The sequence below is a fragment of the Rhizobium leucaenae USDA 9039 genome, from assembly GCF_000426285.1.
GTDB lineage: Bacteria > Pseudomonadota > Alphaproteobacteria > Rhizobiales > Rhizobiaceae > Rhizobium > Rhizobium leucaenae.
This window is the reverse complement of sequence record NZ_AUFB01000016.1, coordinates 44,011-66,821: the sequence shown is the minus strand read 5'-3', so window position 1 is coordinate 66,821 and position 22,811 is coordinate 44,011. Positions and strand designations below refer to the sequence as shown.

Below are 22,811 nucleotides of genomic sequence, written 5' to 3'. Positions count from 1 at the left end.
AAAAACATGCGCCCATTCATTGCCCGTCCTGAACATGGAGCGATCTGGATCACAGGCGCCAGCTCCGGGATTGGCCGGGCGCTGGCTTTGAAGCTTGCGGGCGAGGGTTACAAGGTTGCCGTCACCGCCCGCCGCCACGACAAGCTGCTGGAGTTGCAGGCGGAAGCGCAGGGGCTGCCCGGCAGCATCATCGTACTCGACGGCGATGTCACTAATGCCGAGGATATGGAGCACACGGTCGCGGCGATCGAATATCAACACGGCGGTCTGGCGCTGGTGGTTCTCAATGCCGGCATATACCTGCCGGCGCGAGGCGAGGATCTGAACCATGATGTTTTCGACCGCAGCTTTGCCGTCAATCTCCACGGCGTCGTCAATTGCCTGGTGCCGGCGGTGCGCCACATGAGGGCTAGGGGATACGGGCAGATCGCCATCGTCTCTTCGGCCGCTGGCTATGGCGGGGTTCCCGCGGGCGCAGCCTATGGGGCGACCAAGGCCGCGCTGATCAACATGGCCGAAAGCCTGAATTTCGAACTTGACCGCATGGGCATTCATATACAGCTCGTCACACCGGGCTTCGTCGATACGGCGCTGACCGGCAAAAACAAGTTTTCGATGCCGGGGCTGATATCCGCCGAAGATGCGGCGAAGGCGATCGCCGCCGGTTTGAAATCGCCGGCTTTCGAAATCACCTTTCCCAAGAGCTTTACCTACCGGGCAAAATTGCTGAACTTCCTGCCCTATAGCCTTTATTTTCGGATCATCCGGCGTATCATCGATGGCCGTCGCCCGTCGCGAGCCGCCGGCCATCATCCCAATCCGCATCCGGCGGAATAGTCGCGAAGCGTCCACTTGCCGAAAAGCTTGTGCGCTGCACAATTCGCCGGGCCTTGTCACCTATTTGTAATGCAAGTTCGCTAGCAGTCCAGCGAACTGACAGGCCCAGAATTGACAGGCAGGAAAGCGCAAGATGGCAGAGATCCGGATCGAGCAAGTTCGCAAGGCCTATGGACGCAATCAGGTCGTGCATGGCGTCGATCTGACCTTCCGTTCCGGAGAGTTCGTCGTCATCCTTGGCCCTTCCGGATGCGGCAAGTCCACCCTGATGCGCATGATCGCCGGTCTCGAGGATATTACCTCGGGCGAGATCATCATCGACGGCAAGGTCGTCAATCAGCTCGAGCCGCGCGAACGCGGCTGCGCCATGGTCTTCCAGAACTACGCGCTTTATCCGCACATGGATGTCGCCGCCAATATGGGCTACGCGTTGAAAGTGGCCGGCGTGCCGCGCGAGGAACGTGAACGTCGCATCAGGGAAACGGCGCGCATCGTTGGCCTGGAGGACTTCCTCGCCCGTAAGCCGTCCGAGCTTTCGGGCGGCCAGCGTCAGCGTGTCGCCATGGGCCGCGCCATCATCCGAGAACCGAAGGTCTTCCTCTTCGACGAACCGCTCTCCAACCTCGATGCCAAGCTGCGGGTCCAGATGCGCGTCGAAATCCGCCGCCTGCACAAGCGCCTGTCGGCCACCTCGGTTTTCGTCACTCACGATCAGGTCGAGGCCATGACGCTCGCCGACAAGCTGGTGGTTATGTACAAGGGCAATGTCGTGCAGGTCGGCACGCCGCTCGAGGTCTATAACGCGCCGCGCACCCGTTTCGTCGGTTCCTTCATCGGTTCGCCGGCAATGAATTTCCTCGAAGGTTCCTTCTCGGCGAATGGCGAGCAGTTTATCTTTGATGGCCTGCCGATCGCCGTCGACGCGAACATCGGCAAGCGTCATGCCGGCCTGCCGGTCACGCTCGGCATCCGCCCGGAACATGCGCGTCTCGTGCCGGCCGGCACGCCGGGCGCCGTTCCTGCCACCGTGGATTTCGTCGAAGAACTCGGCGCCGGCCGCGTCATCCACTGCGACATTAACGGCTCCAGCTTCGCCATTGCCGTGGCCGACCATACCACGGGACAGACGGGTGATGCCGTCGGCCTGGAGATCGCCCAACAGCATACGCATCTCTTCGCCCAGGACACCGGCCTGCGGCTCGATACTATTGCCTCGGTTACGCCTCTCAAGGTCGCGGCAAACTAATTTTCAAACATCAATTTTCAGCAGCAACGCCCGGAAATCCCTACCGATTTCCGGGCTTTTTATTGCCCGGAGCAATCTTGTTTTCAGATTAAGTCATCCAAGCGGACAATACGTCTGGATTCAAAAATGAAAGCACCGTGCGTTCAGATGAACACACGGCGCTCTCGACGATAGTCGGGCTGCTGTAAGTCGCCGCCTTCTCAAAGGAAGCGCGGCAAACAATCCGATCACTTCTCGGTGGCGATGAGACCGCGAACGAACCAGCGCTGCATCAGGACGACGACGAGGAGCGGCGGGATCATGACGATCAGCGTGCCGGCCATGGCGATGTGCCACTCGGGAAGGCCGCCGACATTCGGGATGAGCTGCTTGAGTTCGGTCACTGCGGTCGCATGCGACGGATCGGTGGTGATGAGCAGCGGCCACAGATATTGGTTCCAGGCCCATAGGAACATGATGGTGCCGAGCGCCGCCATATTGGTGCGCGACAGCGGCAACAGGATGTCGAAGAAGAAGCGTAGCGATCCAGCGCCGTCCATACGCGCGGCCTCCGTCAGCTCGTCGGGGATTGTCAGGAAGAATTGACGGTAGAGGAAAGTGCCGGTCGCCGTGGCGACCAGCGGCAGGATCAGGCCGGGATAGGAATTGAGCAGCCCGAGGTTCAGCGAGACCTGAATGCCTGTAACCTTCTCGATGAGCCAGGTAAGGCCGGTGATATCGAGCATGCCCTGATAGGGAGACAGGACGTTTGCGATGACCGCATAGGTCGGCACGATACGTACTTCAAGCGGCAGCATCAGCGTTATGAAGACCAGCCAGAAGATGAAATGGCGGCCCGGATAACGAAAATAGACAAGCGAAAAGGCGGTAAGCGCTGAAATGATCACCTTGCCCGCCGCCACGCCGCCCGCGAAGATCAGGCTGTTCAGCAGTTTGGGCCCGAGATCGGCCGTGGTCCACGCCGTCTTGAGATTGACCCAGAAATCGGTGCCGGGGATCAGAGACATCGGTACCTGATTGACCTCGGCCAGATTATGGGATGCGGCGATCGCCACGATGGTTATCGGTCCCACTGCCATTACGAAGCCGATGAATAGGATCAGATGGGTGAAGAAATTAAGGATGGGTGTGCGCTCGACCATGTCAGCCTCAACGGTAATGCACGCGCCGCTCGATGAAGCGGAACTGGAAGATGGTGAGCACGATGATCAGCAGCATCAGAATGATACTTTGTGCCGCCGCGCCGGAAAAATCGAGTCCTTTGAAACCATCAGAATAGATCTTGTAGACCATGAGATTGGTTGAGTTGTGTGGGCCACCTGCGGTCATGATGTCGACGATCCCGAACGAATCCTGGAAGCTTTCGGTGATGTTGATCACCAGCAGGAAGAAGATTGTCGGCGTGATCAGCGGGAACTGAATGTCCCAGAAGCGCCGGATCACGCCCGAGCCGTCCATTGCCGCTGCTTCGATCAATGAACGCGGAATGGCCTGGAAGGCGGCAAGAAAGAAGATGAAGCTGTAGCCGATATATTTCCACGAGAAGGCGGCGATGATGGTGGCCATAGCGGCGGTGCCGTCGAGGCCCGGATCCCATAGGCCCGGCCAATAGTGGTTGACGATGGACATGAACCCGGCTTCGGGGGCCAGGATGAAACGGAAGGCCATTGCCGAAGCAGGCGCCGCAATGCCGTAAGGCCAGATGAGCACGACGCTATAGAACTTCGAACCGCGGAGCTGCCGATCCGTGAGAGCGGCCAGTATCAGCGCGACGCCCATGGCAATGCTGGTGCTGATCGCTGCGAAGATGATGCTGATCGTCACCGAGTTCCAGTAATCGGCACTGGCAAGAATCGATCTGAAGTTGTCGAGCCCGACCCAGATATTGCCGCCGCCCCAGGGTTGCTGCAGCGTCAGCGACCAAAAGATCGCCTGGCCGGCGGGCCAATAGAAGAAGGTGAAGATGAGGAGGAGTTGCGGCACTGCGAACAGGATGCCGACGCTCCACTTGCTGAAAGTCGTACGCTTTTCCATTGCTTCTTCCGGCTTGGAACCCGGAGCGCCGTGCGGCCATCTGAACGCACAGAGGACGCTCACCCGTTCGAATCGAGAACATCTTATCCGTTTCAGATGAAACCAACTGAAAGCAGGATACTCTGGTACCATTTGCGGTCATAGCGAACGTCCGTCGGAATTTCCCGACGGACGTCCTCTACTGATGGGCTGGTTGCTTACGGCAGTTGCTTGCCCTTGTAGGTTGCTTCGAAGCGGTCGAGAACAGCATTGCTGTTCTTGACGAGGTTGTCGAGGCCTTCCTGGACGCTGACCTTGTTGGCGAAGATGGCCTGCATCTGATTGGCGAACTCGGCGCGAATCTGCGTGAAGTTGCCGAGGCGGACGCCGCGGGTGATCGGGGTCGGCTCGGAAGCGGTCAGGCTGGCGATCGCGACTTCGCGGCCCTTATACGGAGCTTTGTCGTAGAAGCCGGAGGACTTCATGAAATCGAAGCCGGACTTCGTGACCGGGATGTAGCCTGTGTTGGTCGACCAGAAGAGAGCGGTCTTCGGATCGTGGATGAAGTTCAGGAACGCTGCTGCGCCCTTGTATTCGTCAGCCGACTTGCCGGAGAGAACCCAGAGCGAAGCGCCCCCGACGAGCGAATTCTTGCGCTCGGTGCCGGCGTAGGCCGGAAGTTCGGCAACATCCCAGTTCATGCCGGCCTTCTGCGTCTTGCCGACCGTGCCGTGGTCGCCGACCGAGGTCATGATCATCTGGCAATCGCCCGATGCAAAGGCCTGAACCATATCCTGGCCGAGATCCTTCGACTTGATCTTGATGAGACCAGCGTCATACCAGCTCTTGAGGTCGGTGACGTATTTGACGAACTTGGTCTTGTTGACGGTCAGGCGGGCGTCGAGGCCGTCATAGCCGTTGTTCTGGGTAGCGACCGGCTCGTTGTGGATGGCCGAGAACTGCTCCATCAATTGCCAGCTTTCGTTGGCGGAGATGTTGATGGCCATCGGGCAATCATAACCAGCGCCCTTCAGCGCCTTCATGTCGTCGGCGGCTTCTTCCCAGGTCTTCGGAGCGGCGGTCTTGCCGATCTTTGCGAAGGCATCCTTGTTCCAATAGAGCAGGGCGGTCGAAGAGTTGAACGGGAAGGAAAGCAGTTCGCCCTTCGATGTCGCGTAATAACGCGCGATGCCCGGGAAATAGTCGTTCCAGTCGATCTTGTAGCCGTTTTCCGACATCAGCTTGCCAACCGGATAATAGGCGCCGGAGAGCATCATGGTTGCAGTGCCGACGTCATAAACCTGCACGATTGCCGGCTGCTTGCCAGCGCGGAAGGCGGCAATGGTGTTCTGCAGAGCGGCGTCGTAGTTGCCCTGGCTGGTGCAGACAACCTGATAGTCGGTCTGCGAATTGTTGAAGTTCGTGCACATCGTCTGAACGACACGCTCCAGATCGCCGGACAGGCCGAACCAGAAATCGAACTTGATCGGAGCAGCAGCAGCCGGCAGGGCCAGCGCTAAGCTCATGACGCCGGCGGCAGCCGCCGAAATGCAGTTATAAAATTTGGACATATCCCTATTTCCTTTTGAAAGCTCGGAACCGGTGGCCTTGGGCAAGTTCGCGGCAGCGGCGTTATAGACAAGCTGTGTGACAGTTTGTTGTGGGCGGAAACCTCGCGTCCGCACGCAGTTTTGCGCCTTTGCGGACGCTTTTAAAGGGCTATGGCGGATTAATTCGTTAGGAGGGGGAGACGGCGCTTTAAGTGTAGAATAAGGTGCGCCTAATATTTCGATATCGAGAGGAGTCACGCATGGATCGTCGATCCCGGCGCCTCATCAGGGTGGAACGATATATAATGCGGGAGCTGCTGCTGATCATGGCGGCCCTCACCGTGATGGCGTTCGGTCCCCTGGCGTTGCTGATCGCCGGATATTGAGGAGCGCAAACCGAGCCGAGAGCTCTCCTTGCCGCCCGCCCTGATCGTGTGCATGATCATCCCGGCATGGTGACGGAGGCGTCGGGGAGCGGACCAATGGGCCAAAGCGAGCGACAGAAGATGGCGGTGGGAGAATGGTATTGCTGCCTCGATCCGGAACTCGATGGCTTGCGAACACTTGCCCGGGAAGCTGTGCATGAGCATAACACCATGTCCCCCGGCCAGCGCGGCGGGATCGGTCCTGCGCTATCCATGCTTTTTGCGGATGTGGCCGAGCGCGTATTCATCGAAGCACCGTTTCATTGCGCCTATGGCATGAACATCTCGATTGGTCCGCGCGTCTATCTTAATGCCGGCTGTACCATTCTCGATACCGCCCCGGTACGCATCGGCGAAGGCTGTATGCTGGGGCCGGGTGTTCATATATATTGTGCCGAGCACCATAAGGATCCGGCACAGCGGCGCAGGGGGCTGGAAATCGCACGGCCGGTCGAGATCGGCAGGGATGTCTGGATCGGCGGCGGCGCCATCATCCTTGGCGGCGTGACCATCGGCGACGGTGCGATTGTCGGAGCGGGCGCTGTCGTTACCAAGGATGTCGAGGCGGGCACGACCGTAATAGGCAATCCCGCGAGGGCTTTGGTCGCCAAATAGGCGACGGATCTCAATCTATCGAACGCCGCCGTCTCGTCCACCACACGGCAAGGCGCCGTCGCCAGCGCCGTACGATTGGCAGATCATGCGACAACACGATGAAGCCGAGCGGCAACATCCAGAAACCGAGGATCGGGAGAAAGCCGAGAAAGCCACCGAAGATCAACGCAAGTCCGATGCCAAGACGGGCGAGCCTCGATTGCGGAAGCGGAATACGAATGGAGCCAATGACGAGCTCATGTGTGGTATGATCTATTCCGAAACGCCGCGCCTTTTCGTTGCCGGCGCGAGCAGTCTTTTCTTGGGGTCTGCCTTGATCGGTCATCCACAGGAAATGGTAAGGCGACGAAATAATACAAGGGAAATGGATTTTTTTGAAAAAACTGCTTGGCAAATCGGGAAAGCATTTGTATTAGCCCACTCACACCGCGCCAAGCGGTATTCCCTGGTAGCTCAGCGGTAGAGCATTCGACTGTTAATCGACAGGTCGCCGGTTCGAATCCGGCCCGGGGAGCCAGTTTTCAAAAAGCCACATTCACCTCGTTGGGAATGTGGCTTTTTCATTTTCAGGCATTTCAGTCCACCCCGGCTGTCATTCGCGCGGCCACGATCACGGCCTTTTTCTTGCGCCATGGCGGTGGTCTTCCGGCTCACTTATTCATTCCATCCGGCTGCTCTCGAAAATGTGAGGACACATTCATGTACCGTTAATCTGAATCGGCGCATGAACGACATGCGCTATCGCGCAGCATATTCCCCCAAATGCTTTAGAGGTTCGAAATGAAAAATCTGATTCTTGCTTCCGCCGTTGCTTTGGCTTCCTTTGTCGGCATCAGCACGCAGTCTGAAGCGGCCACGATTGTGCATGTCGACAACCATCATCATCACCATTGCGTCGTGAAGACCGTGCGCCATCACGTTCACGGCCATTGGGTCGTTCGCAAGGAACGCGTCTGCCGTTGATCCGGTAGCAGTTTCGAGCCGCCGGCCGTTATCGCCGACAAGATAAGACCGGCCGTTGCCGATTCTTCGGCAACGGCCGGAATGTTTTTGGGCGTAGGGCACGCTAGTTCGTTCCGTGAGCGCCTCAGCGTTGGCGAGCCAATGGCTGTAACATCGCCGGTGGGATTACCGGATTTCGAAGTAGATGCCTCCATGGCGATGGTGATAGCGGCGGTAGCGCCAGTCATCATCCCAATAGCGACGGCGATCCCAGCGGCTATCGTTCCAATAGCGATGATGGTAGTGACGATCACGCCAATATCGGCGCCCCTCGTACCAGTCCTGGTTCCGTCGGGATCCGTGCTCCTGAACCAGAATCACATCGGAAACGCTGGGCGAGGGCGAGTTTGCCAACGGCATTGCCGTTGCTGGTACCGCGGCGGCCAGCACTGTTCCCATGGTAAGCGAGGCGGCCAGGGCTATCGAAGCAAAGTGTGTCAAAACAATCGACTCCTTGTTGGACGAAACGTCCCTTGACGGCTTTAACGCCGGGTTGGCGGCAATGTTCCCCTCTAAAGTTGACCTTAGTGTCAATTGCAACGTGTGATACGCCACCCCTAATGAGATTTGGCGTTGTCGCCTACCGAAAGTGGCGTAACCGGCCATGCCGGGTGAGATCGCGTTATATGGTGGGGCGGTGATAGGCATAGAAAAGGGGCCTAGCAGGGAAAGCTAGGCCCCTCTCTTCTCTGATCGGAGGTCAATTCAGATCAGGTCAGAAGTTGCGTTCGAAGCGCAGAATGCCGGAGACGGTATCGTCCTTGGCATAGTCATAGTGAACGTAGGTCACTTCCGGCTCGATCAGCAGATCCTTGACCGGATTGAACTTGAGGTTCGAGGTTGCTTCGAAGATCTTCGAGTCGGTGTAGGCGAGCTGTACGTTCCACTTCAGCTTGTCGTTGAACGGAACGCCAACGCCACCCCAGACGGCCCAGTCGCCCCAACCGCACTTAGAATCGTTCACGGTGCCGTTCGGCGCGGTGCACGCAGAAATATCCTGGTTGGTACCGGCATATTTGTTGAGCTTGTCGCCATCGGTGTTCCAGCCGCCCATCAAGAAGGCAGTGAATCCACCAAAGTCTGCATCGACGCGAGCCTTGATGGCGCCTTCTTCGACGATGGAGTCATAACCACCGACGACCTTGAAGGACCATGCGCCGGCCTTGTAACCGGCACCGGCAACGACGTCCGGAGCATAATGATCGGCCTTGTCATCGGTCCACCAGCTTGCGCCGTAGGAGGCGCCCGAGCCGCTGGAGTTGGAGTCTTCGAGCGAGACCACTGCCGTAAAGCCGTTGCCTGCGTCGTAGTTGTAGGTCAACTGGTTCAGTTCGTATGGACCATCATAGATCACGTCGTCGTTGATGACGTCGCCGGCGTAACCAATGTAGAGGTTGTAGGCGGAGTCCTTCTTACCAACGGTGAAGCCACCGAGGCTGATATAGGACCACAGCAGGTTGGTGCTGGTGGAGTTGCCGTCGTTCCAGTCCCACCGAACGATGGTTTCGGTCTTCAACGGACCGTATTCGGTGTCGGTCGCGGTGTCGACATTCAGCTCGGCGCGGGTGTGCCACAGCGTACCCTGATGGCTGTCACGATTGTAAGCATTATACCACTCACCTTCGGTACGAACCTTGCCGCCGATCTTGAGGCAGGTTTCGGTGCCGGGGATGAAGAAGTAGCCTGCACCGTAGGCGTCGCAGATGCGAACGTATTCGAGCGGCTCCGGCTCAGCGGCGACGATGGCGTCGGCTGCGTGAGCGCCGGATGCTGCTGCAAGCGCGGCAGCGGAGCCGAGAAGAAGGCTCTTGATGTTCATAAATAACTCCAATCTGTTCTGATTGGGCGTGAGATATCGCGCCGAAAAACGACGTGCCCAACCCCATCCCGTTCATGTTCCCTATCGGTAGGTGCGAAGTAATAAGCCTCGCGAACTATTTCCTGAACCTGTCGCGCTGATTTGACAAGATACTAAGACAGGCGAACTATTCGTGCCCTACTCGAAAAAGAATCTTGTTGCAAAAATGACGCAATTCCCCGGATGGCAGTCTCCACAGGCTTAGCTTGCGCTAATAAATTGTTAAGGTTTGGCGGCGCCTTGCGGCCCGCATGGGTTAGAAACCAAGTTATTTGATCATCAGCCGCGATAGGTCTTGCGCTCCACTAAGATTCGTTCTAAACGCCCGCCATCACTCGCCTTTACAAATCGGATGGCCTCGTGGCGGAGTGGTTACGCAGAGGACTGCAAATCCTTGAATCCCGGTTCGATTCCGGGCGAGGCCTCCAAATTCCCTTCTATTGAGCTTGATGCATCCACGGCGTTGGTCGGCTGACGCCGAGAAAGCGGTTGAGCTGCGCCGTAAAGAAACGGCTGTTGTCGCGCCGCGACGCATTATTATGAATTTCTGCGCCCGTTGCTGCGACGCCTTGAAAGCGCAGCCGCACGCGATTAAGACACGCTGAGCATAGCAGCAACCCGGCTTTGCCTTTGGGCGCGAGAGGATATGATGGATTTCGAAGCAGCACGCGTGAAAATGGTCGAGAACCAGATCCGCACGACGGATGTCACCTCCCATTCCGTGTTGAATGCGTTTCTGACGGTGGCGCGCGAGAATTTCGTGCCGGAGAGGTCGAAGCTCCTGGCGTATATCGATAATGACATCGAGGTCAGCCCTGCGGCTGCGGGCAAGCCGGCGCGCTTCCTGATGGAAGCCTCGCCGCTGGCAAAGCTCCTGCAACTCGGTGAGATCACCAAGGACGACAAGGTTCTCGACGTTGGCTGTGGCACCGGTTACGTCTCGGCGCTGCTTTCGATCCTTGCAGGCACGGTCATCGCGCTCGAATCCGACGAGGCGCTGGCCGCTGAGGCCAAGGCGCATCTCGCCGTGCTCGGCCAGGCAAACGTGACGGTCGTCATCGGCGAGCTGGAAAAGGGTTATGCCGCCAATGGCCCGTATGACGTGATTTTCGTCAACGGTTCGGTCCAAGAGGTGCCGCAAGTGCTTCTTGATCAACTCGGCGAAGGTGGTCGGCTGATCGTGGTCCTCGGCTATGGCCATGCTGCGCGCGCCACCGTCTTCAGACGCGAGCGCGGCGCCCTTTCCGAAAACGTCTTCTTTAACGCTTCGGTCAAGCCGCTGCCCGGCTTTGCCAAAGCCAAGGAATTCGTTTTCTGACCGGTTGTGCGGTTGAACCATTCTTTGAGACGGGCGCTTCGGGCGCCCGTTTTTCGTTGGGCATTATCGTTGGATAAGTCCACAATATCAGGTGATTCGCAGCCACCGTAACAAAACTGTGCATCAGATGGCTTACTGCTGCCGCGGTGATTTTTTTCCCAAGGGTAGTATTCTACGCTAGCGCCGATTCGGGCGCTGCTTTGGCAAGAATCCGGTCGTTGTTTGGGAAAACGGGGATGAATATGGCTCAGCCAAGTGTAGTGCGTGAACCGTCCATGGAAGAGATTCTGGCGTCGATTCGCCGGATCATCGAAAGCAACGAGCCCGGCGCCGGCAAGTCCATTTCGCCGTCCCTGCCTGCTGTTTATACCATTGCCGACGATGAGCAGGATGACGATATCCACCTGACTGTCGATGACCAATTTGTTGCTGCTGATATGGATGAGGTATCGCCGACCGCCGTCGCCATGCCTGATCCGCGTTTCGTCGCCGCCAATTCGCAGGCTCCGGCGCGCGAGCCGGAAACATCACCCCGCACCCTGTCGCTCGCCGATGTTGCCGCGCGCGTTCGCGCCGCCTCCGAGCGCAATGCCGCGCAACTGAATTCGGCGCGCGAAGCGCCGCAACTGCGCGAATTGCCGCCGGCCATGGTCGCACGTCTTGCCGAGGCGCGTGTCGAACCGGTCGCCGAGGTGCCTTTGCGCAGCGCGATCGCCGAAGCGCCCGCGCCGGTGATTACCTCGCCGGTCGTCACCGCGCCCGCAGCCGCCCTTCTTGCGGAGGCCTCGGTATCCCCAGTGAAGGTTGAACCGCAGCCTGAACCGATGGAAGAGCGCAAGGCGGCCGTTGCCCCTGCCGCGGCCGCGCCGGTCGAGATGCCGATTTTCAATCAGCCGCCACAGCCGCCGTCTGCGGCAATCGCTGATCGGTACCTGCCGCAAGTGCAGGCTGAGCTGACATCCTCGCTCATGTCGGAATCGGCCGGCGCGCAGGTTGCGCGCTCCTTCGACGAGCTGGCTGCGGCCATTGATGGCAGCGAGCGCCGTTCGCTTGACGAGATCGCCCAGGAAATGCTGCGGCCGATGCTGCAGGAATGGCTCGACGACAATCTGCCGACTCTCGTCGAGCGTCTCGTGCGCGAAGAAATCGAACGAGTGGCCCGCGGCCCGCGCCGCTGACAGCCAGAGCTCCGGTAGACGGCTGCCGCTCCGGCTTTCGGGGCGGCTTTTTTATTGACTTGCCCGCGGCCATCCTATTTACAACCCGCATCCACCGAACCCTCCAGATCCGGTCCCCAAATGCTCGACAAAACTTATGATTCCGCCGCCGTCGAACCGAAGATCGCCCAGAAATGGGATGAGGCCGACGCGTTTCGCGCCGGTGCGAACGCCAAGCCTGGCGCGGAAACCTTTGCAATTGTCATCCCGCCGCCGAACGTCACGGGTTCGCTGCATATGGGCCATGCGCTGAACAATACGCTGCAGGACATCATGGTGCGCTTCGAGCGCATGCGCGGCAAGGATGTGCTCTGGCAGCCGGGTATGGACCATGCCGGCATCGCGACGCAGATGGTGGTCGAGCGGCAGTTGATGGAGAGGCAGCAGCCTGGCCGCCGCGACATGGGCCGTGAAGCCTTCATCGAAAAGGTCTGGGACTGGAAGGCGGAATCTGGCGGCTTGATCTTCAACCAGTTGAAGCGCCTCGGGGCTTCCTGCGACTGGTCGCGCGAACGCTTCACCATGGACGAGGGTCTGTCAAAGGCAGTTCTTGAAGTCTTCGTCACGCTTTACAAGGAAGGCCTGATCTATCGCGACAAGCGGCTGGTCAATTGGGACCCGAAAATGCTGACGGCAATTTCGGATATCGAAGTCGAACAGCATGAGGTCAGCGGCCATCTCTGGCATCTGCGCTATCCGCTCGAGGAAGGCGTCACCTATCAGCATCCGATCGCTTTCAATGAAGAAGGCAAGCCGACGGAATGGGAAACCCGCGACTATCTCGTCGTTGCCACCACCCGTCCGGAGACCATGCTCGGCGATACCGGCGTCGCCGTTCATCCGAGTGACGAGCGCTACAAGGCAATTGTCGGCAAGCATGTTATCCTGCCGATCGTCGGCCGGCGCATCCCGATCGTTGCCGACGAATATCCGGACCCGACTGCGGGCACCGGCGCCGTGAAGATGACGCCGGCGCATGATTTCAACGACTTCGATGTCGGCCGGCGTCGCGGATTGCGCGTCGTCAATATTATGACGCCCGATGCCCGGATCACCATCAAGGACAACGAGGATTTCCTCGAAGGTCTGGATAATCCGGCGGCGCTGCACGGCGCCTGGGATGAGCTTGAGGGCAAGGATCGCTTCGAAGCCCGCAAGATCATCGTCCGCATTCTCGAAGAGGCCGGTCTGCTCGATAAGATCGAGCCGCACAAGCATACCATCCCGCATGGCGACCGTGGCGGCGTTCCGATCGAACCGCGTTTGACCGAACAATGGTATGTCGACGCCAAGACGCTTGCCGAACCGGCGATCGCCTCCGTTCGCGAGGGTCGCACCAAGCTCGTCCCGAAGAGCTGGGACAAGACCTATTACGATTGGATGGAGAACATCCAGCCCTGGTGCATTTCCCGCCAGCTCTGGTGGGGCCACCAGATTCCGGCCTGGTATGGCCCGGATGGTCAGGTCTTCGTCGAAAAGACGGAAGAAGAGGCGCTACAGGCCGCTATCCAGCACTATCTGTCGCATGAAGGGCCGATGAAGGCCTATGTCGAGGACCTGCTGGAAAACTTCAGGCCGGGCGAAATCCTGACGCGCGACGAAGACGTGCTCGACACCTGGTTCTCCTCGGCGCTCTGGCCGTTCTCGACGCTCGGCTGGCCGGATCAGACCCCGGAACTGGCGCGTTACTATCCGACTAATGTGCTCGTCACCGGCTTCGATATCATCTTTTTCTGGGTCGCCCGTATGATGATGATGGGCCTGCATTTCATGGAAGACGAAAACGGCGAAGCCGTCGAACCCTTCCACACGGTCTATGTTCACGCCCTGGTGCGGGACAAGAACGGGCAGAAGATGTCGAAATCCAAGGGAAACGTCATCGATCCGCTCGAACTGATCGACCAGTACGGCGCCGATTCGCTGCGCTTTACCCTGGCGATCATGGCGGCGCAGGGCCGCGACGTGAAGCTCGATCCCGCCCGCATCGCCGGCTACCGTAACTTCGGCACCAAGCTGTGGAACGCCACGCGCTTCGCCGAGATGAACGGCGCCAAGAGCGATCCGCATTTCGTGCCGGAAGCTGCCGAGCTGACGATCAACCGCTGGATCCTGACCGAACTAGCCCGGACAGAGCGGGACGTTACCGAAGCGTTGGAAGCCTATCGCTTCAACGATGCCGCCGGCTCGCTCTATCGCTTCATCTGGAACCAGTTCTGCGACTGGTATCTCGAACTGCTGAAGCCCGTGTTCAATGGTGACGATGAGAACGCCAAGGCGGAGGCGCAATCCTGCGCCGCCTACGTTCTCGAGGAAACCTACAAGCTGCTGCATCCCTTCATGCCCTTCATGACGGAGGAGCTGTGGGCGCATACGGCAGGCGAGGGCAGGGAACGCGACGGTCTGATCTGCCATGCCGATTGGCCGGCACCTTCCTATGCCGACGATGTCGCTGCCGATGAGATCAACTGGTTGATCGATCTTGTCTCAGGTTTGCGCTCCGTGCGTTCGGAAATGAACGTGCCTCCGGCCGCCACCGCACCTCTGGTGCTCGTCGGCGCCAATAGCCTGACGCGCGAACGGCTGTTCCGTCATGACGCGGCAATCAAGCGGCTGGCGCGCGTCGAGACGATTTCGCTTGCCGACACCGCACCGAAAGGCGCGGCACAGATCATCGTCGGTGAAGCGACCGCCTGCCTGCCGCTCGGTAATCTCATCGACCTCGCTGCTGAAAAGGCGCGTCTTGAAAAGGGGATCGCCAGGAACGAACAGGAGATCGCCCGCATCGTCGGCAAGCTCTCAAATGAGAAATTCGTCGCCAATGCCAATCCGGACGTCGTCGCTGCCGAGCGCGAGCGCTTGAGCGAACTCGAAGGCCAACTTTCGAGTCTCAAGGTGGCGCTTGAAAGGGTCAGCGAAGCCGGCTGAAGAACCTGTAACAATCTTATTTTAAGGGTACGCGGCGAAAGGCAGCGTGCCCTTTTCTTTTTATTACTGATTCGATGGTAAGCATCAAAAAAAAGCGTCGCTTTTTAACCTGCTCCAGCTTCGCGCAGGCAAAAGAGGCTACCCCTAAATTGGTAGGGTTTCTTGAAAAGCGAGACTGTTGTCAGATTGTAACAGAACTGTTGCCGTGAGGAATAAAAATCTACCTAGGGCCCCTGGTAAACAACAGAGAAGCAAAAATGCCTAAACTTGGCTGTGATTGGGCGTGCAGATCACTTTCTTACGTAAGTCAGTCAATATGTCGCAACATTGTGGATAGCCGGCGTCGCATTGCCAATTCGGGTGATCGTCGCAACAATCCAATCAATGAATACGCAAGTGGGGGAGACACAATGGCATTTCGTATTGCGCTGAGGGGCGCATTTGCATTCGTTATCGGCTCGTCATTCGCCAGCGCCGCTTTCGCGGGTGGGCTGGATCGGGCCGGCTACGATATCGATCTACTTTTCGATAAGGGGCGTTACGTTTTTGAGTCCGGCGTGACCTATGTGATGCCTGATCGTAAGCTGAAGAATGCAAAAGATATCAATCCGGCCGATGGCAACCTCAACGGACGCCCGCATTCGGTCGATGCCACCGAAAATTACGCCGTACCCTATATCGGCTTCAAGATCGGGATCACCGACGACATCGATTGCATGGCGGATTATTCCGAGCCGTTCGGCGCCCATACCAATCCGGGTTTGAACTGGGCTGGCGCCAACAATGAAATCGAAACCAAGGTGCGTACGCACAATTACGCGGCCACCTGCTCCTACAAGTTCGATGCCGGTCCGGGTCAACTGCGCCTGATCGGCGGTGGCTTCTATCAGGAGGTCAGCGGCTACAAATCGCGCCTGGTTTCCGTTGTTCCGGCTCCGTTTTCCGCGGTCTATGATGGTGTCGGCTCGCTGGATGTCGATGGCCATGGCTGGGGCTGGCGCGCCGGTCTCGCTTATGAGATCCCTGAATACGCCCTTCGTACCAGCCTCGTTTATAACAGCCGGGTCAAATACGATAACCTCAAGGGCACTGTCGATCTGACGGAACTGCCGCCCGTTCGCGCGTTCTTCGGCAAAGCCACCTCCGTCTTCGGTTCGGCCGATGCGCCGGACTCGCTGGAATGGAAAGTCCAGAGCGGCATCGCGCCGGACTGGCTGGCCTTCGGTTCGGTCAAATGGACCAACTGGAGCGTTCTGCAGAGCATCGCGCTTTGCCCGACCTCCACGCGTGGCATATCCTGCCATACGGGCGGCGCGACTGAGCTCACCTCGCTCGATCTGCTCTATCAGGATGGCTGGACGATCACCGGCGGCGTCGGCCACAAGTTCAACGACCAATGGAGCGGTGCGCTCAGCTTGAGCTGGGATCGCGGCACCAGCCAGGGTTACGGCTTGAGCTCGGACACCTGGACGCTTGGCGCCGGTCTTTCCTATAAGCCCACTGAGCATGTCGAGTTCACCTTTGCCGGCGCGCTGGGCCTGCTGACCAGCGGCAAATCCGGCGAAGTCACCTCCAATGGCATCACCTATGGCGATGACGCGACCTATAGCTTCGGCAACGATTTGGTCGCTGCGCTGTCGACATCGATGAAGGTCAGATTCTGAGGTAAACCATTGAGCTGAAGCAGGTTTCGAGGTCTGATCCTTATTGCTTCCAGCGATTCCCGCGCCGCGAGTCCTTTCGGTCTCGCGGCGTTTTAATACCAGGTTCAGTGCCAGGCAATTTCCACATGCGACCCGCAAAACCGTCCCGCCTAGCGTTTCGTGGTTAACGGAACGTCAAGATCGGCAAACTCTTTGTGACGATTCAGCAACACTTTATTTCAACAGATTACAGGCGTGTCTCCGGCGCCCAATTTGTCCATTTCCCGCCACAAATGGGGAGCAGCGATTATACGGGCAAAGGGGCAAGCCTTGGTGGAAAGTGCGTAAACGGTTGATGGGTCAGTTTACACTTCAAGAAAAAAAGCAATCCGGGATCGGAGCGACGGCGTTCACGACGCAGCCGGAAATGCATTGTTTCCCGAAGGAATCCGAAACTCGTGCAATCGCAAGCCTCTCTCTTTCGACAGTGAAGCGGCGGACTGTTTCAAGAGCGATATGTGATCGTGTCAGCGTGGATGCTCGTTTGGACATAATTTCAGACTACGTTTGGAAATGTGGCGAACGGCGTTGGGCTGGTACCCGGCAGGCTTCCTTAAGGGATGTCGCTGGTTCGCGCGCCGGTAGGGAATACATTCGCAGATCTTACGGTGCATATGGGATCACCGTTGCGGATGCGAATGGAGCGAAAGAAATCGACTGTTATGTTTAAGTCCGAGTTCATATCAGCGAGAATGATGATGCTCAGCCTGTCGCTTGCCACATCGGTGGCGCTCGCAGGCCAGGCCCTGGCATTCGACATCAATGCGGGTGTCACCAAGGAATCGGGGCCTTTCGATCTCTTCAAATTCGGCTTTCGGGCCTATAAGAACGGCCAGAAGGAAGAGGCGGTTGAAGCCTATCGCTACGCCGCCGAGAAGGGCCACACCGGCTCGCGTTGGGCGCTGGCCAATATGTATGCCGACGGCGATGGCGTCACACAGGACGATTTCGAGGCCTTCAAAATCTATAGCGAGATCGCCCAGCAGGGCGTGGAGCCCGGCTCCGAAGACACCGGCTTCTTCATCAACGCGCTGCTCGCGCTCGCCAATTATTATAAGACCGGCATTGCAAACAGCCCGGTCAAGATCGATCTCAATCAGGCACGCCAGCTCTATTTCCAGGTCGCGTCGACCTTCGGTGTTCCGGAGGCGCAGTTTCAACTCGCGCAGATGATGCTGGCGGGTGAGGGTGGCGCGGCCAATGTGCAGCAGGCCAAGAAGTGGCTGAATCAGGCCCGCAAGAGCGGCCATCCCGGTGCAATGGCCGTCTTCGGCAATATTCTCTTCCAGGAAGGCCAGTCCGTGCGCGGCCTCGCCTTCATGACGGCGGCGCTCGATAAGTGCAAGCCGAAGGATTGTGCGTGGATGCAAGACCTGCAGGAGCAGGCCTTCTCGATCGCCAATGAGGATGATCGCCGTGTTGCCGTTTCCATGGCGCATCAACTGGATGTCGCCGGCGCCGAATAATCGCCGATTTTCAGATTCGGAAATCGAAATGCGCGATGACCGGAACGTGGTCCGACGGTTTTTCCCAGGCGCGCACATGCTTTTCGATTGCGGCTGAGGTCAGGCGATCGGCTGCCTCCGGCGATAGCATCAGATGATCGATGCGGATGCCGTTGTTCTTTGGCCAGGCCCCCGCCTGGTAATCCCAGAAAGAATAGAGCTTGATCGCATCGGTGGTGGCGCGCACCGCATCGGTGAAGCCGAGATGTTCGAGCTGTCGGAAAGCTTGGCGGGTTTGCGGCAGGAACAGCGCGTCGTTTTCCCAGACCTTCGGATCGAAACAATCATGCGGCTCCGGAATGACATTGTAGTCGCCGGCAAGGATGGTCGGCTCCTCCAGTTCCAGGCGGCTGATTGCGAATTTTCGCAGGCGCTCCATCCATGCGAGCTTGTAGGGATATTTTTCCGTATCGATTGGATTGCCGTTCGGCAGATAAAGGCAACAGACGCGAAGCACGCCCTGTTCCGGCACGGAAAACACCGCTTCGATGAAGCGCGCCTGTTCATCGGCCTCATCGCCGGGCAAACCACGGGTCACTTCATCAGGCTTGATCTTGGAAAGGATCGCCACGCCGTTGAACCCCTTCTGACCATGCGTTTCGACGTGATAGCCGAGCGCCTCGATCTCGAAGCGCGGAAAGCCTTCATCGACCGTCTTGATCTCCTGCAGGCAAACGATGTCGGGATCGGAGTCTTTCAGCCACTGGCACAGGTTCTCGATACGCGCCTTGACGCCGTTGATGTTCCAGGTGGCGATCTTCATGAAGGGATGGCTCCTCTGCTTCGGGTTTTCTTTTATCCGCAGCAAACGGCCTTGGCCACCCGTCCGAACGAAAACCGGCCGTAAAGCAACAGCTTCCGGCCGGTTGTCAACTTGTGGAAAAGAGGAGCGTCAGATCGAAAAACTCGTGCCGCAGCCGCAGCTTGCGACCGCATTCGGATTCTTGATCTGAAAGGACTGGCCGAGCAGATTGTCGACGAAATCGATCTCGGAGCCCGCCATGTAGACCAGCGACAATTGGTCGATCAGCACCGTAGCGTTGCCTTTTTCGACCACGACATCATCGTCTTGCGGTCCGTCGACAAGATCGAATTTATAGGAAAAGCCGGAACAGCCGCCGCCTTCGACCGCGACGCGAAGCGCTCGCTTGCCGGCCTCGGCGCTGACGATTGCGGCGATTCGCTTTGCCGCTGCGTCCGATAGGGTTACACTTGTCTCAGTCATGCCTTCCTCCTGCCGGGGTCAAGATCCGGAGAGAACCAAATGGGCCGTTCCACTTTCAAACGGCTGATATCCATAGCCTTTATCATGAAAGTACAACGGGTGACAGCTATGGTTACATGGTGGAGCCATGCGCCATTTTGCTGTTTCTCTCCGGTATAGGTATGAAGGCCGTAAAGCGGCGTCAATGGGCCAGAGCATCCCGTATTGGAATGGCATCATCAAAATGCGGAGACGATGCTTTGGACTTAAAGGAATGGAGCGGCCTTTGCGCATTCAATCGAATGCGGCGCTCTGAAGCCGGAATGGATGGATAATGACGATCGACAGGCATGCATTGGGTTTCGGTTATGGCGAGCGGGCTGCTTATGCGACTGATCCCAGGGAATCGCGTGGACGGCTTTACGAAGAGGGATCGAGCCCGACGCGCTCGGATTTCCAGCGCGACCGCGACCGCATCGTCCATACGACAGCTTTTCGGCGGCTGAAGCATAAGACGCAGGTCTTCATCGCGCAGGATGGCGATCACTACCGTACGCGTCTGACGCATACGATCGAGGTAGCGCAGATCGCACGCGCCTTGGCGCGTGCGCTGAAGCTCGACGAGGATTTGGCCGAAGGCGTGGCGCTCGTCCATGATTTCGGTCACACCCCCTTTGGCCATACCGGTGAAGACGCGCTCCACGAAATGCTGCTGCCCTATGGCGGCTTCGACCACAATGCGCAATCGCTCCGCATTGTGACGAAGCTCGAGCGGCGTTACGCCGAATTCGATGGCTTGAACCTCACCTGGGAAACATTGGAGGGGCTGGTCAAGCACAACGGTCCGCTGCTGACATCAGATGGCCAGGGCACGCGCGGTCCGGTGCCGCAGCCGATTCTCGATTATTGCGAAATCCACGATCTCGAAATCGCGACCTTCGCCAGCCTGGAGGCACAGGTCGCGGCGATCGCCGACGATATCGCCTACAATACGCATGACATCGATGACGGCCTGCGCTCCGGCTATCTGAATTTCGAAATGCTGGAGGAGATACCATTTCTTTCGGCGCTGATGGCCGAGGTGAGGGCGCTCTATCCGCATCTGGAGCCGAGTCGCTTCACGCATGAGATCATGCGTCGGCAAATCACCCGCATGGTGGAAGACGTGATTTCCGTTGCACAGCAAGCGCTCAGCGAGATCAGACCGGAGAGCGTCGCCGATATCCGCGCCGCCGGTCGCATCATCGCCACCTTCTCTCCGGAAATGGCCGAGACCGACAAACAGATCAAGCAGATGCTCTTCAAACGCATCTACCGCCATCCGGATATCATGCGCATCCGCGCCGGCGCAGCACAGATCGTCACGGATCTCTTCCATGCCTATATGGACAATCCCAAGGAGATGCAGAGCCATTATTGGGTCGATCATATTGCCGGGCTCGCTGTTGCCGCCAAGGCTCGCCATGTCGGGGACTATCTGGCCGGGATGACCGATACCTATGCCATCAGCGCCCACAGGCGTTTGTTTGACCAGACTCCCGATTTGCGGTAGGCAGCGGCGGCGTCGGGCCGACAGGGCCTGCCCAAGCTATGCGTGGACACTATGATGAATCTTTTCACCGATTTCGAAGTCAGAATTAAGAACGCTCTTGAACAAATTGATATTGTGAAAGAAAAGCGATCCGAACTTGACTTCGGTCGTGTCGGCGTGGAGCCGCCGCGAGACCCCAGCCACGGCGATGTCGCCACCAACGCTGCGATGGTGCTGTCGAAGCCGCTCGGCACCAATCCGCGCTCGCTCGCTGAGATCATCATCACCAAGCTGAAGGAAGATGCCGATGTTGCCGAGGTTTCGGTAGCCGGCCCCGGCTTCATCAATATTCGCCTTTCGGTCGGCTATTGGCAGCGCCTGCTGGCGACGATGATCTCCGAAGGACAGAAATTCGGGCGCTCGACCCTGGGTGCCGGCCAGAAGGTCAATGTCGAATATGTCTCTGCCAATCCGACGGGGCCGATGCATGTCGGTCATTGCCGCGGCGCGGTCGTCGGCGATGCGCTGGCGAATCTGCTTGGCTTTGCCGGCTATGACGTCACCAAGGAATATTACATCAACGACGCCGGCTCGCAGATCGACGTGCTGGCGCGGTCGGTCTTCCTCCGGTACCGCGAGGCGCTTGGCGAGCAGGTCGGCGATATCCCGGCGGGTCTCTATCCCGGCGACTATCTTGTTCCGGTCGGTGAAGCGCTGGCAAAGGAGTTCGGCACCAAGCTTCGGAGCATGCCTGAAGACCAGTGGCTGCCGATCATCAAGGAGCGTGCGATCGATGCGATGATGGCGATGATCCGTTCAGACCTTGAGGCATTGAACGTCCATCATGATGTCTTCTTCTCGGAGCGGACGTTGCACGCCAACGGCGCGGCGCTGATCCGCACCGCGATCAACGACCTGACCTTCAAGGGATACGTCTACAAGGGTGCGCTGCCGCCGCCGAAGGGACAATTGCCGGAAGATTGGGAAGATCGCGAGCAGACCTTGTTCCGTTCGACGGAAGTGGGTGATGATATCGATCGGCCGCTGATCAAGTCTGACGGTTCATATACCTATTTCGCCGCCGACGTCGCTTATTTCAAGAACAAGTTCGACCGCGGCTTCAACGAGATGATCTATATTCTCGGCGCCGACCATGGCGGCTACGTCAAGCGGCTGGAAGCAGTGGCGCGTGGCGTCTCGGATGGTCAGGCCAAGCTGACGGTGCTGCTCTGCCAGCTCGTCAAGCTGTTCCGGAATGGTGAGCCGGTTAAGATGTCGAAGCGCTCGGGCGATTTCGTCACGCTGCGCGACGTTGTCGACGAGGTCGGCCGCGATTCCGTGCGGTTCATGATGCTGTACCGGAAAAATTCAGAGCCTCTGGACTTCGACTTCGCCAAGGTGACCGAACAGTCCAAGGACAATCCGGTTTTCTACGTGCAATATGCACATGCACGCTGCATGTCGGTCTTCCGGCAGGCGAAGGAAGCCTTCCCCGATCTCGATGTCGCCTCGCTGGATCTGGCGAAAGCGGTTAGCGGCGTGATCTCCGATCCAGCGGAATTACAGTTGATTGCCAAGATTGCGGAATTCCCGCGAATCGTCGAGGCTGCAGCACTGTCGCAGGAGCCCCACCGCATCGCTTTTTATCTTTACGATCTGGCAAGTTCCTTCCACGGACATTGGAATAAAGGTAAAGATTTACCTGAATTACGATTTGTTAACGATAAGAACCGAGAATTAAGCATTGCCAGACTTGGGCTGGTGTACGCTGTCGCGTCGGTTTTGAAGTCAGGTCTTGGTATAACCGGGACCGCAGCACCGGATGAAATGCGATAAACGTCACCATTTGCCCACATTGCGCT

Annotated in this window: 20 protein-coding genes and 2 tRNA genes; 14 read left to right on the top strand and 8 right to left on the bottom strand. The window is 58.1% G+C overall.

Features of this window, described 5'->3' with window-relative positions:
* Window positions 1–6: 6 nt before the first annotated feature.
* Together K290_RS0122245 and ugpC are read left to right on the top strand one after the other, a co-directional pair.
* Window positions 7–837 (top strand): SDR family NAD(P)-dependent oxidoreductase, encoded by an 831-nt coding sequence (locus K290_RS0122245; protein WP_028753910.1) that lies wholly within the window; start codon window positions 7–9, stop codon window positions 835–837.
* 133 nt (window positions 838–970) lie between these two features.
* Window positions 971–2,083 carry a sn-glycerol-3-phosphate ABC transporter ATP-binding protein UgpC gene (ugpC, locus tag K290_RS0122240; RefSeq protein WP_028753909.1) on the top strand — a complete coding sequence of 371 codons (1,113 nt, stop codon included), beginning with the start codon at window positions 971–973 and terminating at the stop codon, window positions 2,081–2,083.
* A 227-nt stretch (window positions 2,084–2,310) separates the two neighbouring features.
* Here ugpC and K290_RS0122235 read toward each other — a convergent pair whose 3' ends face one another.
* The 3 genes from K290_RS0122235 to K290_RS0122225 form a co-directional block, all read right to left on the bottom strand.
* Window positions 2,311–3,225: an ABC transporter permease subunit gene (locus tag K290_RS0122235; RefSeq protein WP_028753908.1), complete on the bottom strand. Its 915-nt coding sequence runs from the start codon at window positions 3,223–3,225 to the stop codon at window positions 2,311–2,313.
* 7 nt (window positions 3,226–3,232) lie between these two features.
* Window positions 3,233–4,117 (bottom strand): ABC transporter permease subunit, encoded by an 885-nt coding sequence (locus K290_RS0122230; RefSeq protein WP_028753907.1) that lies wholly within the window; start codon window positions 4,115–4,117, stop codon window positions 3,233–3,235.
* 197 nt (window positions 4,118–4,314) lie between these two features.
* Window positions 4,315–5,667 carry an extracellular solute-binding protein gene (locus tag K290_RS0122225; protein WP_028753906.1) on the bottom strand — a complete coding sequence of 451 codons (1,353 nt, stop codon included), beginning with the start codon at window positions 5,665–5,667 and terminating at the stop codon, window positions 4,315–4,317.
* A gap of 239 nt (window positions 5,668–5,906) precedes the next feature.
* Here K290_RS0122225 and K290_RS38765 point away from each other — a divergent pair, with 239 nt between their 5' ends.
* Window positions 5,907–6,032, top strand: coding sequence for a hypothetical protein (locus K290_RS38765; RefSeq protein ID WP_280750168.1), 126 nt, complete (start codon window positions 5,907–5,909; stop codon window positions 6,030–6,032).
* 96 nt (window positions 6,033–6,128) lie between these two features.
* Window positions 6,129–6,686, top strand: a complete 558-nt coding sequence (locus K290_RS0122215) for a sugar O-acetyltransferase (protein ID WP_028753905.1) — start codon at window positions 6,129–6,131, stop codon at window positions 6,684–6,686.
* Window positions 6,687–6,696: 10 nt separating this feature from the next.
* Here K290_RS0122215 and K290_RS38445 read toward each other — a convergent pair whose 3' ends face one another.
* On the bottom strand, window positions 6,697–7,011 hold the full coding sequence (locus tag K290_RS38445) for a membrane protein (protein WP_028753904.1): 315 nt from the start codon (window positions 7,009–7,011) through the stop codon (window positions 6,697–6,699).
* A gap of 117 nt (window positions 7,012–7,128) precedes the next feature.
* Here K290_RS38445 and K290_RS0122205 point away from each other — a divergent pair.
* Together K290_RS0122205 and K290_RS0122200 are read left to right on the top strand one after the other, a co-directional pair.
* Window positions 7,129–7,203: transfer RNA gene (locus tag K290_RS0122205), tRNA-Asn, on the top strand.
* A 263-nt stretch (window positions 7,204–7,466) separates the two neighbouring features.
* The gene (locus tag K290_RS0122200) at window positions 7,467–7,649 is read left to right on the top strand and encodes a hypothetical protein (protein WP_028753903.1); all 183 of its coding nucleotides are present in this window, start codon (window positions 7,467–7,469) and stop codon (window positions 7,647–7,649) included.
* A 165-nt stretch (window positions 7,650–7,814) separates the two neighbouring features.
* On the opposite strand, the gene K290_RS0122195 is transcribed toward K290_RS0122200, so the two are convergent.
* Window positions 7,815–8,129 (bottom strand): hypothetical protein, encoded by a 315-nt coding sequence (locus K290_RS0122195; protein WP_037135998.1) that lies wholly within the window; start codon window positions 8,127–8,129, stop codon window positions 7,815–7,817.
* A gap of 274 nt (window positions 8,130–8,403) precedes the next feature.
* Window positions 8,404–9,507: a porin gene (locus K290_RS0122190; RefSeq protein WP_028753901.1), complete on the bottom strand. Its 1,104-nt coding sequence runs from the start codon at window positions 9,505–9,507 to the stop codon at window positions 8,404–8,406.
* Window positions 9,508–9,900: 393 nt separating this feature from the next.
* On the opposite strand from K290_RS0122190, the gene K290_RS0122185 reads away from it, so the two are divergent.
* The 6 genes from K290_RS0122185 to exoR all read left to right on the top strand — a co-directional run bounded on the left by K290_RS0122185 (window position 9,901) and on the right by exoR (window position 18,175).
* A tRNA-Cys gene (locus K290_RS0122185) sits at window positions 9,901–9,974 on the top strand.
* A 218-nt stretch (window positions 9,975–10,192) separates the two neighbouring features.
* Window positions 10,193–10,864 (top strand): protein-L-isoaspartate O-methyltransferase family protein, encoded by a 672-nt coding sequence (locus K290_RS0122180; RefSeq protein WP_028753900.1) that lies wholly within the window; start codon window positions 10,193–10,195, stop codon window positions 10,862–10,864.
* A gap of 242 nt (window positions 10,865–11,106) precedes the next feature.
* Entirely contained in the window at window positions 11,107–12,042 is a 936-nt protein-coding gene (locus tag K290_RS0122175; protein WP_028753899.1) for a PopZ family protein, read from the top strand.
* A gap of 120 nt (window positions 12,043–12,162) precedes the next feature.
* A complete protein-coding gene (locus K290_RS0122170) occupies window positions 12,163–15,006 on the top strand; it encodes a valine--tRNA ligase (RefSeq protein ID WP_028753898.1) in 2,844 nt (947 codons plus the stop codon).
* A 410-nt stretch (window positions 15,007–15,416) separates the two neighbouring features.
* Window positions 15,417–16,670 carry an OmpP1/FadL family transporter gene (locus K290_RS0122165; protein ID WP_028753897.1) on the top strand — a complete coding sequence of 418 codons (1,254 nt, stop codon included), beginning with the start codon at window positions 15,417–15,419 and terminating at the stop codon, window positions 16,668–16,670.
* A gap of 701 nt (window positions 16,671–17,371) precedes the next feature.
* Complete coding sequence (exoR, locus tag K290_RS0122160) at window positions 17,372–18,175, top strand: exopolysaccharide production regulator ExoR (RefSeq protein WP_028753896.1); 804 nt, start codon at window positions 17,372–17,374, stop codon at window positions 18,173–18,175.
* Window positions 18,176–18,185: 10 nt separating this feature from the next.
* On the opposite strand, the gene xth is transcribed toward exoR, so the two are convergent.
* Both xth and erpA read right to left on the bottom strand, forming a co-directional pair.
* On the bottom strand, window positions 18,186–18,977 hold the full coding sequence (gene xth, locus K290_RS0122155) for an exodeoxyribonuclease III (protein ID WP_028753895.1): 792 nt from the start codon (window positions 18,975–18,977) through the stop codon (window positions 18,186–18,188).
* A gap of 129 nt (window positions 18,978–19,106) precedes the next feature.
* Complete coding sequence (erpA, locus tag K290_RS0122150; RefSeq protein WP_028753894.1) at window positions 19,107–19,439, bottom strand: iron-sulfur cluster insertion protein ErpA; 333 nt, start codon at window positions 19,437–19,439, stop codon at window positions 19,107–19,109.
* Between the two features lie 313 nt (window positions 19,440–19,752).
* Here erpA and K290_RS0122145 point away from each other — a divergent pair, with 313 nt between their 5' ends.
* Together K290_RS0122145 and argS are read left to right on the top strand one after the other, a co-directional pair.
* Window positions 19,753–20,970, top strand: a complete 1,218-nt coding sequence (locus K290_RS0122145; RefSeq protein WP_028753893.1) for a deoxyguanosinetriphosphate triphosphohydrolase — start codon at window positions 19,753–19,755, stop codon at window positions 20,968–20,970.
* Window positions 20,971–21,024: 54 nt separating this feature from the next.
* On the top strand, window positions 21,025–22,785 hold the full coding sequence (gene argS, locus K290_RS0122140; RefSeq protein ID WP_028753892.1) for an arginine--tRNA ligase: 1,761 nt from the start codon (window positions 21,025–21,027) through the stop codon (window positions 22,783–22,785).
* The last annotated feature ends 26 nt before the right edge of the window (window positions 22,786–22,811 follow it).

What these genes read in the sequence shown, in the direction of transcription:
- erpA (WP_028753894.1), bottom strand. Translation starts at nt 19,439, where the DNA reads ATGACTGAGACAAGTGTAACCCTATCGGACGCAGCGGCAAAGCGAATC.
- K290_RS0122225 (WP_028753906.1), bottom strand. Translation starts at nt 5,667, where the DNA reads ATGTCCAAATTTTATAACTGCATTTCGGCGGCTGCCGCCGGCGTCATG.
- argS (WP_028753892.1), top strand. Translation starts at nt 21,025, where the DNA reads ATGAATCTTTTCACCGATTTCGAAGTCAGAATTAAGAACGCTCTTGAA.
- K290_RS0122200 (WP_028753903.1), top strand. Translation starts at nt 7,467, where the DNA reads ATGAAAAATCTGATTCTTGCTTCCGCCGTTGCTTTGGCTTCCTTTGTC.
- K290_RS0122165 (WP_028753897.1), top strand. Translation starts at nt 15,417, where the DNA reads ATGGCATTTCGTATTGCGCTGAGGGGCGCATTTGCATTCGTTATCGGC.
- exoR (WP_028753896.1), top strand. Translation starts at nt 17,372, where the DNA reads ATGTTTAAGTCCGAGTTCATATCAGCGAGAATGATGATGCTCAGCCTG.
- K290_RS38765 (WP_280750168.1), top strand. Translation starts at nt 5,907, where the DNA reads ATGGATCGTCGATCCCGGCGCCTCATCAGGGTGGAACGATATATAATG.
- K290_RS0122235 (WP_028753908.1), bottom strand. Translation starts at nt 3,225, where the DNA reads ATGGTCGAGCGCACACCCATCCTTAATTTCTTCACCCATCTGATCCTA.
- K290_RS38445 (WP_028753904.1), bottom strand. Translation starts at nt 7,011, where the DNA reads ATGACCGATCAAGGCAGACCCCAAGAAAAGACTGCTCGCGCCGGCAAC.
- K290_RS0122180 (WP_028753900.1), top strand. Translation starts at nt 10,193, where the DNA reads ATGATGGATTTCGAAGCAGCACGCGTGAAAATGGTCGAGAACCAGATC.
- K290_RS0122215 (WP_028753905.1), top strand. Translation starts at nt 6,129, where the DNA reads ATGGGCCAAAGCGAGCGACAGAAGATGGCGGTGGGAGAATGGTATTGC.
- K290_RS0122230 (WP_028753907.1), bottom strand. Translation starts at nt 4,117, where the DNA reads ATGGAAAAGCGTACGACTTTCAGCAAGTGGAGCGTCGGCATCCTGTTC.
- K290_RS0122145 (WP_028753893.1), top strand. Translation starts at nt 19,753, where the DNA reads ATGACGATCGACAGGCATGCATTGGGTTTCGGTTATGGCGAGCGGGCT.
- K290_RS0122170 (WP_028753898.1), top strand. Translation starts at nt 12,163, where the DNA reads ATGCTCGACAAAACTTATGATTCCGCCGCCGTCGAACCGAAGATCGCC.
- xth (WP_028753895.1), bottom strand. Translation starts at nt 18,977, where the DNA reads ATGAAGATCGCCACCTGGAACATCAACGGCGTCAAGGCGCGTATCGAG.
- K290_RS0122175 (WP_028753899.1), top strand. Translation starts at nt 11,107, where the DNA reads ATGGCTCAGCCAAGTGTAGTGCGTGAACCGTCCATGGAAGAGATTCTG.
- K290_RS0122245 (WP_028753910.1), top strand. Translation starts at nt 7, where the DNA reads ATGCGCCCATTCATTGCCCGTCCTGAACATGGAGCGATCTGGATCACA.
- K290_RS0122190 (WP_028753901.1), bottom strand. Translation starts at nt 9,507, where the DNA reads ATGAACATCAAGAGCCTTCTTCTCGGCTCCGCTGCCGCGCTTGCAGCA.
- ugpC (WP_028753909.1), top strand. Translation starts at nt 971, where the DNA reads ATGGCAGAGATCCGGATCGAGCAAGTTCGCAAGGCCTATGGACGCAAT.